8 protein-coding genes and 1 pseudogene are annotated in these 11,342 nt (G+C 71.5%); 3 read left to right on the top strand and 6 right to left on the bottom strand.

Annotation, left to right across the window (positions count from 1 at the left end; translation table 11 throughout):
- Positions 1-135 precede the first annotated feature (135 nt).
- Entirely contained in the window at positions 136-1,755 is a 1,620-nt protein-coding gene (locus OO63_RS00295) for an MFS transporter (protein WP_030356085.1), read from the bottom strand.
- A gap of 259 nt (positions 1,756-2,014) precedes the next feature.
- On the opposite strand from OO63_RS00295, the gene OO63_RS00290 reads away from it, so the two are divergent.
- A complete protein-coding gene (locus OO63_RS00290; protein WP_030356084.1) occupies positions 2,015-3,190 on the top strand; it encodes a glycosyltransferase family 39 protein in 1,176 nt (391 codons plus the stop codon).
- Between the two features lie 306 nt (positions 3,191-3,496).
- The gene (locus tag OO63_RS00285; protein WP_030356083.1) at positions 3,497-4,522 is read left to right on the top strand and encodes a phosphatase PAP2 family protein; all 1,026 of its coding nucleotides are present in this window, start codon (positions 3,497-3,499) and stop codon (positions 4,520-4,522) included.
- A 103-nt stretch (positions 4,523-4,625) separates the two neighbouring features.
- On the opposite strand, the gene OO63_RS00280 is transcribed toward OO63_RS00285, so the two are convergent.
- A complete protein-coding gene (locus OO63_RS00280) occupies positions 4,626-4,841 on the bottom strand; it encodes an I78 family peptidase inhibitor (RefSeq protein WP_030356082.1) in 216 nt (71 codons plus the stop codon).
- 448 nt (positions 4,842-5,289) lie between these two features.
- On the opposite strand from OO63_RS00280, the gene ctaD reads away from it, so the two are divergent.
- Positions 5,290-6,978, top strand: a complete 1,689-nt coding sequence (gene ctaD / locus OO63_RS00275; protein WP_030356081.1) for an aa3-type cytochrome oxidase subunit I — start codon at positions 5,290-5,292, stop codon at positions 6,976-6,978.
- Positions 6,979-7,067: 89 nt separating this feature from the next.
- Here the strand turns inward: ctaD and OO63_RS00270 are convergent, their stop codons facing one another.
- The 4 genes and pseudogenes from OO63_RS00270 to OO63_RS00255 form a co-directional block, all read right to left on the bottom strand.
- A complete protein-coding gene (locus OO63_RS00270) occupies positions 7,068-7,946 on the bottom strand; it encodes a hypothetical protein (RefSeq protein ID WP_051810389.1) in 879 nt (292 codons plus the stop codon).
- A gap of 209 nt (positions 7,947-8,155) precedes the next feature.
- A pseudogene (locus OO63_RS00265) lies at positions 8,156-9,208 on the bottom strand (glycosyltransferase family 4 protein); the annotation flags it as partial.
- A 163-nt stretch (positions 9,209-9,371) separates the two neighbouring features.
- Entirely contained in the window at positions 9,372-10,715 is a 1,344-nt protein-coding gene (locus OO63_RS00260) for an ABC transporter substrate-binding protein (RefSeq protein WP_397622245.1), read from the bottom strand.
- Between the two features lie 4 nt (positions 10,716-10,719).
- Entirely contained in the window at positions 10,720-11,325 is a 606-nt protein-coding gene (locus OO63_RS00255; RefSeq protein WP_030356077.1) for an MTB12 C-terminal domain-containing protein, read from the bottom strand.
- Positions 11,326-11,342: the final 17 nt, after the last annotated feature.

Genomic DNA, 11,342 nt, shown 5'->3' with positions numbered 1-11,342 from the left:
CTTCCCCGGGGCGGGCTAAAACCTTGCCGCAGCGGCGCAATATCTAGCCCCTCCGGCGTTTGAGGAGCGGGGTCTGGGGCGGAGCCCCAGTTCGGGAAGGGGCGGGACTGGGGCGCCCCGCGAAGGCCCCCGACCTCAGCGCAACGACTCCACCGGCACCCCCGCGCCCTCGCGAGGAACAGGTATCCCCGCATCCCCCTCCCCACCAGGGGCCCCACACTCCATACCCCGAGGCAGCCGCAGGGCTGCGAGGGCCCCGAGAAGCAACAGCCCCGCGCTGACGAGCAGAGTCACATGGAGCCCGTGCACGAAGGAGTCCCGGGCGGCCACCCGCAGGGCCTCGCCCTGCGCCCCACCGAGCCGATCGGCGACGTCATAGGCCTCACCGAGGGAATGACTCGCCGCCGCACTGTCCGCCGCCGGAACACCCCGCACGGAGGAGAGCCCGGGCGCGTACGCGGCGTTCATGACGCTGCCGAGGAGCGCGATGCCGATCCCGGCACCGAGCTGGTAAGAGGTCTCACCGATGGCCGCGGCCCCGCCGGCCTGGGTCTGCGGGGCTTCGCTGAGCATGGATTCGTAGGCGCCGAAGAGCGTGGTCTCCAGGCCGAAGCCGAGCAGGACGAAGCCGGTGAGGAGCAGCGGGGCGTTGTCGTCGGTGCCCATGGCGGTGAGGGCGGCGACGGCGAGGGCGGTGAGCGCGAAGCCGGAGGCGACCATGGCGCGGGGCCCGAAGCGCAGGAGCATCCGGGACCCGGCGAGCCCCGCGGCCATGGCGGCGATGGTGAGGGGAAGCAGCCGGAGTCCGGTCTCCAGGGGGGAGAGCCCGAGGACGAGCTGGAGGTACTGCGCGGCGATGAGCTCCAGCCCGACGAGGGCGAGCATCGCGAGGACGATGCACCCCACGGACGTACTGAACGCGGGCCGCGTGAACATGGCGAGGTCGACGAGCGGATACCGCCGACGCCGCTGCCGGCGGACGAAGGAGACGAGGAGCCCGCCGCCGACGAGGAGCGCGAGCAGGGTGGTGGCACCGAACGGCGACTCCCCGCTGCCGAGCCTCTTGACGCCGAGCACGAGGCCGAAGAGGCCACCGGCGGCCATGAGGGCGCCGACAACATCCCAGGGGCCGTTGCGGGCACCGGTCGACTCGGGCAGGAGCCAGCGTCCGACGGGCAGGCTGACGAGCATCAGCGGGATGTTGATGAGGAAGACCGAGCCCCACCAGAAGTGTTCGAGGAGGAAGCCGCCGAGCAGCGGGCCGCAGGCGGCGCCGACTGCGGCGACGGCGCTCCAGATGCCGATCGCGAGGGCGCGCTCGCGCCGGTCGGGGAAGACCTGGCGCAGGATCGAGAGCGTCGCGGGCATGATCATCGCGCCGCCGACGCCGAGCAGCGCGCGGGCCGCGATGAGGACGTTCGGGGTGTCGGCGAGCGCGGCGATCGCGGAGGCCACGCCGAAGAGGCCGTAGCCGAGGAGCAGCACGCGCCGGCGGCCCACGCGGTCGCCGAGGGTGCCGAAGAGGATCAGGAGCGAGGCGCAGACCAGCGGATAGATGTCGACGATCCACAGAAGCTCGATCGCGCCGGGCTTGAGGTCCTCGGTGACGGCGGGCACGGCGACGTGCAGGACGGTGGCGTCGACGGCGACGAGCAGCAGGCTGACGCAGAGGACGACGAGCACGACCCAGCGGTTGGCGCCCGCGCCGGGGGGCCGACGGCCGGATGGAGCGGCGGCCGTGGTCGTCCCGGACATGTGCGTACCTCCCAGTGATTCCTCGCGAGTGCGGCCAGTGGGGGGCCGGCGGGACCCTACGGGATCCGGTCGTCCGGCTGTGGCGGCTGTGAACGGCGAGTGGCCGTCAGCGTACGCGAGTCCCCGGCCGGCTCGCGTGGCGGACCTCTCATGGTTGCCGTGCGGGGGTGTGGTGTGCGCCACGTTCGCCCGTGCCGGTGATGTTCGGCTGCCCTCGTGCCGTCACGAGCATGCGGGCGCGGAGCCGATAATCGAGCCCGTGACCGATCTTGATCAGCGCCCCGCCACGGGGCACCGGACCGCCGCCGCGCTGCGTCGGGCGGCGCCCGCGCTCTTTGTGTACGCCGGAGTGCGCGCACTGGGGCTCGCGGTGCTCGCCGTGTGGGGCGCCGTGGCGGGCAAGAGTCCGCACACCTTGCTGTCCGCCCGCTGGGACTCGCTCTGGTACACCCGCGTCGCCGACTTCGGCTACGGCTGGGAGGTGCGGCTGCCGGACGGCAGCGTCCACTCGAACCTGGCGTTCTTCCCGCTGCTTCCCTGGCTGGAGCGGGCCGGGTCGGTGTTCGGCCTGTCGTACGCGGACGCGGGCCTGGTGGTGAGCGCGCTCGCCTCGCTGTGTGCGGCGGGCGGGATCTTCGCGGTCGCGGAGCATGTGTACGGCCGCCGGGCCGGGGTGTGCGCGGTGGCGCTGTGGGCGGTGCTGCCGGTCGGCATCGTGCAGTCGATGGCGTACAGCGAGTCGCTGTTCACGGCGCTCGCAGCCTGGGCGCTCTACGCGGTCCTGACGGGGCGCTGGGTGACGGCGGGCCTGCTCGCCTCGCTGGCCGGGCTCACCCGCCCGGTGGGGGCGGCGGTGGTCGCCGCGGTGTGGGCGACGGCGGCCCTGGCGGCGTACCGCAGGAGGCGGGCCGGTGAGCGGGCGCTGGTGGCCGGGCGGGACTGGCGGATGCTGCTCGGCGTGCTCCTGGCGCCGCTCGGCGCGGCGGGCTACGTCCTGTGGGTGGGGCACCACACGGGCGACGGCCTGTTCGGCTACCTCGACGTGCAGAAGCAGTGGGGCAACGGCTTCGACGGGGGCTACGCCTTCGCGCGCTTCATCGGCGAGAAGTTCACGTCCCCGGCGGGGGCGCTCGCCGGGATCGGTCTGATCGTCGGGGTGGCCGGTCTGGTCTGGCTGTACGTGAAGGGGGTGCGGCAGCACCAGCCGCCCGCCCTGCTCGTCTACTGCGGGATCGTGGTCGTGCTCGCGGTGTGCGCGTCCGGCTACTTCGGCTCCAAACCGCGCCTGCTGATGCCCGCCTTCCCGCTGCTGCTGCCGCTCGCGGTGGCGCTCGCGCGGCTGCGCACGAGCAGGGCGGCCCTGGTCGTGGGCTCGGTGGCCCTGGTCAGCGCGGTGTACGGAGCCTTCTGGCTGCACGGCTCGGGGCCGCCGTGAGCCCGTCCCCGGTCCGTCGGCGCCCTCCGCTTCCCGCCAAGATCGCCCGCTCATGATCGTTCCCGGACACGGGCGGTGAGCATCCGGTGATCGGACGGAGAATTCCGTGCCAGGTCCCGGTGAACGAATTCATAAGGCGCCTAAAACCGCGAGCGTAATGATCAACGGATTGGGTAAAGCAGGCATCATTGAATAGGGATTCCGGCCGGAATAAACCGGAGCCTGAGATCAATGCCACATCACATCGTCATCACAAACGCTCTGATTCGACCTAGTAGGGCACTCACTCGCTGTAACGTCGATTGGGTGCGTACCGAACGAAACCTGACCCGTCTGGACCGGCTCTTCGCCCGGCTAGACCGTGAGCCGGAACGACCGGCCCACCTCGATGAGCCGCGGATGAGCCCGCACCGGGTCGTGCTCTTCAGCGCGACGCTGGCCTTCTACGTGGCCATCGTCGTCGCCGTCGTGGCCACGTCCTGGCTCGTGCGGTTCGACTGGCAGGTCATGTTCTTCCGGCCCTACCAGCAGTGGCCCGAGATCCACGGCTTCCTCGACTACTGGGTCGTCCTCGGCCAGCGCGGCCCCACCGCCGTGATGGTCGCGGCCTGGCTGGGCTGGCGCTCCTGGCGGCAGCACACGCTGCGCCCGCTCCTGATGTTCGGCGCGGCACTGCTCCTGCTCAACGCCACGGTGGGCGCCGCCAAGATCGGCATGGGTCGCCTCGGCCCGCACTACGCCACCGTCATCGGCTCGAACGAGATGTGGCAGGGCGGCGATATATTTCCTTCGGGCCACACCGCCAACGCCGTCGTGACCTGGGGAATCCTGGCCTATCTGGCCTCCACCCCGCGCACCCGCCGCTATCTGTCGGCGCTCTCCGCCGTGGTCTCTCTCAGCGTCGGCCTCACCACCGTCTACCTGGGCACGCACTGGCTCAGCGACGTCCTGCTCGGCTGGGCCGCCGGCCTGCTCATCCTGCTCGCGCTGCCCTGGGTGGAGCCGCTCATCACCCGCGTCGAGGCCTGGATCCTCGGCATCAGGGACGCCTGGGCGCGCCGCGGCGGCCGCCCCGCCACGCCCCCGGTGCCCACCCCGGCCCTGGTCCCGCAGCGCACCGCAGGCGGTCCCGGTGGCCCCGGCGCCCCCGGCGACGAGCAGCCCGCCCGCGAGCCCGTCGCGACCGCCCGCCCCCGCACCCCCGCCTACCTCGCCCCGGGCCCGCACACCGCCCGCTGCGAGCGCACGCCGGTCACCCCGCAGGGCCCCCGCCGCCCGCCGCACCCCGAGCGGGTGCGCGGCACCTCGGCGCGGCCCCTCGCGGGCGGCTGAGCACCCCACCGACCGCGGGAACGGTACGCACAGCTGGATCCCGCACGACGAAGGCCCCGGACACCGCACAGGCGTCCGGGGCCTTCGTCCGTCGCGCGGCGGCTCAGCCCTTCCAGCAGCGCGTCACCGCGCCGTCCGCGACCTCGAAGTTCAGCCGCCCCGCGAGGTACTCCATGGTGATGAACGTGCCCGGCGGCAGCGACCTGACGGTGGACCAGCCGCGGGCGCGGGCCCGGCGCTCGGCGTCCTCGGCGGCGAGGCCGACGTAGGAGTCCGGGCTGTCCTGGGGCTCGGCGGCGGGTGTCGGTATGGGTGCCATGACCGTCACGGTAGGCGGCCGGTGCGCCGCGGGGAAGTCCGGTAGCCGTGCACCATGCGTCACCGGTGCCCCTCTGGTCACGCTTCTGTCACAGGATCACGACGCGTGTTTCGCCCGGACTTCGTCACACGTACGAGCGGTTCATCGCTCTCGAAGGCTGAATTCGGCCCGAACTCCGGGGCGCTCAGGAGCCCATGGAGAGATCGCCGGAAAACCTCTCGGAACACTGTCGGAAGATCCTCCCCGGCACCCGGCAATGCCTCCGGAAATCCTTTACCGATCCTCCGCATTTCCGATTACCGGGAGCTTCCGGTGAGGTGACGCGGCATGAGGAATTCACGGTTCCAGGAGTCGGGGCGGGGGACGCCCCCTGTCGGATCCGGGTGCGCGGCGACATCATGTCGTGTGCTTCGAGCAAGCCCGGGACGCGACGGCGAAGGGGCAAGCGATGGGGACGCAGACGGTGCGGGCGCAGGCGGGGCCGGCGCGGGAGCGGACGCCGGGGCGGATCGTCGTCGACTGGCTGACCACCACCGACCACAAGAAGATCGGGCACCTCTACCTGATCACGTCGTTCGCGTTCTTCCTGATCGCGGGTCTGATGGCCCTGATGATGCGGGCCGAACTCGCCCGCCCCGGCCTGCAGCTGATGTCCAACGAAGAGTTCAACCAGATGTTCACCATGCACGGCACGATCATGCTCCTGCTCTTCGCGACGCCGACGTTCGCGGGCTTCGCCAACGAGATCATGCCGCTGCAGATCGGCTCGCCGGACGTGGCCTTCCCGCGCCTGAACATGCTCTCGTACTGGCTGTTCCTCTTCGGCGGCCTGATGGTGCTCGGCTCGCTCCTCGTGCCGGGCGGGCCCGCGGCCTTCGGCTGGTTCGCGTACGCGCCCCTGAACAGTCTGGAGCGCTCCCCCGGCATCGGCGCCGACCTGTGGATCATGGGGCTCGCGCTGTCCGGCTTCGGCACGATCCTCGGCGCGGTGAACTTCCTGACCACCATCATCGGGATGCGCGCGCCCGGGATGACGATGTTCCGGATGCCCATCTTCACCTGGAACGTGCTCTTCACGTCGATCCTGGTGCTGCTCGCGTTCCCGGTGCTCGCGGCCGCCCTGCTCGTCCTCGAGGCCGACCGGCGCTTCCACTCGGTCGTCTTCGACGCCCAGTTCGGGGGTGCGCTGCTGTGGCAGCACCTCTTCTGGTTCTTCGGGCATCCGGAGGTCTACATCATCGCGCTGCCGTTCTTCGGCATCATCACGGAGATCATCCCGGTGTTCAGCAGGAAGCCGGTGTTCGGCTACGTCCCGCTGGTCGGCGCGACGATGGCCATCACCGGGCTCTCGGTGGTCGTGTGGGCGCACCACATGTTCGCGACGGGCGCGGTGCTGCTCCCGTTCTTCTCGTTCATGTCGTTCCTGATCGCGGTGCCGACCGGGGTGAAGTTCTTCAACTGGACGGGGACGATGCTCAAGGGGTCCCTGTCGTTCGAGACGCCGATGCTGTGGTCCGTCGGCTTCCTGGTGTCGTTCCTGTTCGGCGGCCTGACGGGCGTCATCCTGGCCTCGCCGCCGCTGGACTTCCACGTCACCGACTCGTACTTCGTCGTGGCGCACTTCCACTACGTGGTCTTCGGCACCGTCGCGTTCGCGACCTTCGCGGGCTTCTACTTCTGGTGGCCGAAACTCACCGGCAAGATGCTCGACGAACGCCTCGGGAAGATCCACTTCTGGACGCTGTTCGTGGGCTTCCACACGACGTTCCTCGTGCAGCACTGGCTGGGCGCGGAGGGCATGCCGCGGCGGTACGCGGACTATCTGGCGGCCGACGGCTTCACGGTGCTCAACACTGTGTCGTCCATCGGCGCCTTCCTGCTCGGCCTGTCCACGCTGCCGTTCCTCTACAACCTCTGGAAGACCGCCAAGTACGGCCAGAAGGTCGAGGTCGACGACCCCTGGGGGTTCGGCCGCTCCCTGGAGTGGGCGACCTCCTGCCCGCCGCCGCGGCACAACTTCGTCACGCTGCCCCGGATCCGCTCGGAGTCCCCGGCGTTCGATCTGCACCATCCCGAGTTCGGGGCGCTGCGGGCGCCGGACGACCAGGCCGGTCACCCCGGTCCGGGGCCCGGCTGAGCCCGGCCCTCACCGGGCCCGTCCGCGGGCGGATCCGACCAGGGGGGCCGCGCCCCCTCTCCCCCGGACCGGCCCTTCGGGCCGCGCCTTCACGCGCCCGACGTGCCGACAGCCGTCGCCGACACCCGTACCGCCAGATCGTTGTCGTTCGTGTAGTACGGGCCCACCTCCACCTGGCCGCCCACGCAGTCCACCCGTGTCGCCGGGTAGGTGAAGATCGGCTTCTTGTCGGCCACGTCGTCCAGGAGGCGGGCCAAGCGGATGCGGGGGCCTTCGTCGCCTGCCGGGTGGAGCCACAGGTCCCAGACGCCCTCGGCGTCGGCCAGTTCGGCGTAGGGCAGGGCGAAGCCGAAGTCCGCGGTGCCCGCGGGGGTCACCTCGGCGCGCAGGACCCGGGAGACGTCGCCGCGCAGGACGGCCTCGATGCGGGCGGCGCCGGTCAGCGCGGTGCCGTAGACCCTGCCGTGACCGGTCAGGCCCGTACCGTCGATGCGCAGCTCGCCGACCTCGGTGTGCGGGGCGCGCAGCCAGGCGCGCACCGACAGGTTGCCCTGCTTGGTGGCGTACGGGATGCGGACCGCGACATGGCCGCGGCTGCCGCTGGGGGCGCGGTCGACCAGCGAGCGCAGGTCGTTCACGCCCGGCACGAGGCGGCGCGGCTCGCCGCCCTCGACCTGCGCGTACGCGTTCCAGCGGCCCTCGGCCAGCTCGACGCTGCTGGGCAGCGCGGCGCGCAGGCTGCCGTCGGCGGCCGGGGCGAGCGGCAGGCGTACCTCGACGGGCGGGTCCGACTCGCGCAGGCGGAGGAGCAGATGGGCGGCGCCCGCCTCACCGGGGTCGGTGACGTCGAAGGTCAGCCCGCCCGCGGAGTCCGCGATGCAGTCGGCGCGCGGCGCGATCGGCTGCGGCTCGCCCGTCGTGGCCTCCTCCGCGCCGTCCAGCGTGCCCCGTGTGAACACGGCCGTCATGCCAAGCGCCCCTTCGTCGGTACCGTCCGGCGGGCGTCCCGCACGGCGTAAGCGCCGCCGAGCAGGGCCCCTCTCGCGCGGTGCATCGAGCCGCGCATCCGGCCGCCCAGCGAGCCGCCCCGCGTGAGCATGCCGTGGAACATGTCCTCGTAGCGCTCGGCTATGCGGGCCGGGTCGAAGCGCTCGGAGTCCTCGAGCGCGGCGCCCGCCATGCGCTGCCGCAGCGCGTCGTCGTTGATGAGTTCGAGCAGTCCGCCCGCGATCGCGTCGGCGTTGCCGACCTCGACGAGGCGGCCGTCGACGCCGTTGTCGATGATCTCGCCGGGACCGTGCGGGCAGTCCGTGGCGACCACCGGGAGCCCGCAGCGCATGGCCTCCACGATGGTCATGCCGAACGACTCCAGGCTGGAGGTGACCGCCGCGATGGAGCCCTTGGCCCACTCCGGCTCGATGGGGTGCGCCGGGCCCATGAGGAACACGTGGTTGTACAGGCCGAGGTCGTCGATCAGCTTGCGGAGCTTGTCCTTCTGCTTGCCGCCGCCGTAGATGCGAAGGCGCCAGTCGGGGCGCTCGCGGCGCACCTTGTCGAAGGCGCGGATCAGCAGGTCGTACCGCTTGACGGGGGCGAGCCTGCCGGCCGCGACGACCCACTTGTGGGAGCCGTCGGCGGGCTCGATGCCGGGCGCGGGCACCGGGTTCGGCACCGCCTGCACCTGCACGCCGGGCAGTCGCATCCGCTGGCGGTAGGCGTGCGCGTCGGCCTCGGTCGTCGTGGTCAGGACGTCCAGGCGCGGGTACACGCTGCGCAGTTGCAGGCGCAGTTCCTTGGGGTGGCTGTCGAGGGTGAGGTGCTCCTGGCCGACGCGCAGCACGCCGCGCCGGGCCTGGCGTGCGATGTGCACGTTCAGGCCGGGCCGGGTGCCGATGACGACGTCGGACCTCAGGGCGGACAGGTGGGCCGCGATGCGCTCGTCGGTGAGGGCGCTGTACTGGGCGTAGCGGCCCTCGGCGCTGGGGAAGACCTTGGCCGGGGTCCGGTAGGCCTCCAAGTCGCCGTCGTAGCCGGGGCTGCCCTTCCTGATGTCGACGAGGTGGCTCAGCCTGATCCGCGCGTCGGGGGTGAAGACCGGCTCGTCGCGGTGGCGCAGCACCGACACGATGTCGACGTCATGGTGCTCGGCGAGTGTGTTCGCCAAGTTGTACGTCGTCCGGATCGTCCCTCCGATCCCGTACGCGTTGTGAATCAGGAAAGAGATATGCATACGTCCCCGTATTCCGCGCTTCCCTGCGGACAGTCCGTCTCGTCCGCCTACCGAAGGGTTAGACGGGAATCTCAGGCCAGGGGTTGGGTCGAAAATCCGTCTTGTTCTGAAACGGACACCTGAACGTGAGCCGGAAGCGGGAACTCCGTGACTGGTACACCCATCAGGGCTGGTAGGAGAGCTGTGGTACGTCGAAGCAGGTGCGGTTCATGTCGCCTTGTGTGACCCAGCCCTCATCGTCCTGCCAGCGGGCCACGGACACGCAGGTCTCGCGTTTCTTCGGCGGCTCGGACCGCCGTTCGTACGTCACGGGAAGCAGCAGGCCGTCCGCGTCGTAGGGCTCGCCGCGGCTCATGAAGCGGTCGACGCAGGCGCGCGTGACGTCGCCCGCGGACGCCAGACAGGACTTCGCCGCGTCCGTGAACCACATCGCGGCGGCCCAGCCCTCCAACTGCCACTGGGAGTGCGTCTTCGCGCCCTTCGTGGCGTCGCGGAACGCCCGCACCGCCGGATGGTCCGTGTCCTCGTAGTTGCGGCTCGCGCCGGTGGCCCACAGGGCGTTGCGGCAGCGCGGCGCGTCCTTGTAGTCCTCGGCCGCCGAGGACGACCAGTTCTGGACGTTGGTCACCTTCGCGGTGATGTCGGCGCCGACGTCGTCCATCGCCTTGCACAGCTGCGCGTTGCCGTGGGTGTCCATCGCGTCGAAGACGAGGTCGACGCCCCGGTCCTTGAGGTCGGCGGCGACGGCGCGGAAGTTGGGCAGCGCGAAGTCGACCTGTTCGGTGACGACGTCGTAGCCCTCGGCCGCCAGACCGCGCTTCACCAGGCGGGCGTACGCGGCCGACGCGGCCTGGTTGTAGGAGACGACGGCGGCGGTGCGGGCGCCCTGTTCGCGCTTGAAGTAGCGGTAGACCTCGGTGCCGCCGTACAGCTTGCCGTCCCAGCCCGGCTTGCCGGTGCGCGGGGCGAGGCTGCCGTAGATGCCGTACAGGTGCGGGTAGGTGTCGTAGGCGGAGCCGATGGGCTGGCCGCCGATGTCGGGCACGCCCGCCTTCGACACGCGCGGGGCGCCCGCGTAGTCGAGGGAGGCGGTGGCGACGAGGGCGACGACCTTCTTCTCGTCGAGCAGCTTGTGCACGCACTCGTTGTTGCCGACGCCGCTGCCGCCGTCGTCGCAGGTGTGCACCTCGACCTTCCTGCCACCCACGCCGCCGCGGTCGTTGAGGCGCTCGAAGTAGGCCTCGGCGCCGTCGCGCGGGCCGGTGAAGGCGGAGCCGCCGACCGGGCTGGTGGCGCTCGCGATGATGCCGACCCGCAGCGGCGGCCCGTCCTGGGTGCCGCGCGGCGCGGGCGGGCGCTCCTCGAAGTCGCTCTCGGGGAGGCGGCTGCCGCAGGCCGCACTGGCCAGGAGCGCGGCGGCCGCGAGCACGGCGAGGACGCCGGAGCGCCGGCGGCGCCGGGCACGCGGGCCCGGCGCCCCGGCCGTCCGCGCCCGACGGCTGCTCAAGGCCTCAGCAGCCGGGGCCGGGCGACGCGTTGTCGCTCAGCTTCACCAGGGCGCACAGCGTCTTCACGGACACCTTCCAGGTGTCGTCCTGGTTCACGGCCGTCCCGCTGGCGGTGGGCAGCGCGGTGGCGCCCTTCAGCGTCAGGGCGTACGTCACGTCGGCCTCGGTCGCCGAGGTGAACTCGACCTTGCCGACCTTCGCGCCGACCTGCTTGCCGCGCTCGTCCCCGCTGAAGCCCTGGAGGACCGCGCGCATCTTCGGGCCGTTCTCCAGGACGGCCTCCTTGTCCCGCAGGGACGTGGCCGGATCGAAGAACTTCTCGAAGTTCGTCCGCACCTGTTTCTCGGCCGCCGCCGGGTCGGCGGGCTTCTCGCCGTCGGCCGGCGCGCTGGGCGTCGGCGACTCCTCGGGAGTCTTCTCCGACGGCGCCTTCTCCGACTTCTCCACCGAGGGCTTCGGCGGCGCCTTGTCGTCGCCGCCACCGCTGTCGTCACCGCAGGCCGCGGCGGCCGGAACGATCAGCAGGACCGCGGCTGCCGCCAGCGCCGCGCTCCGCACCCTTCCCCGCCGAAGATCGCTCCCCCGCCTGGGGCTTGTCCCGAGAACCATCTGGCTCACCACCGGGT

Source organism: Streptomyces alboflavus, from assembly GCF_000716675.1.
GTDB lineage: Bacteria > Actinomycetota > Actinomycetes > Streptomycetales > Streptomycetaceae > Streptomyces > Streptomyces alboflavus.
The sequence above is the reverse complement of the archived record's forward strand: the minus strand, read 5'-3'. Positions and strand labels throughout refer to the sequence as shown.

Coding starts and splice junctions, on each gene's coding strand:
- OO63_RS00270 (WP_051810389.1), bottom strand. CDS start 7,946: ATGACGGCCGTGTTCACACGGGGCACGCTGGACGGCGCGGAGGAGGCC.
- OO63_RS00295 (WP_030356085.1), bottom strand. CDS start 1,755: ATGTCCGGGACGACCACGGCCGCCGCTCCATCCGGCCGTCGGCCCCCC.
- OO63_RS00255 (WP_030356077.1), bottom strand. CDS start 11,325: ATGGTTCTCGGGACAAGCCCCAGGCGGGGGAGCGATCTTCGGCGGGGA.
- ctaD (WP_030356081.1), top strand. CDS start 5,290: ATGGGGACGCAGACGGTGCGGGCGCAGGCGGGGCCGGCGCGGGAGCGG.
- OO63_RS00280 (WP_030356082.1), bottom strand. CDS start 4,841: ATGGCACCCATACCGACACCCGCCGCCGAGCCCCAGGACAGCCCGGAC.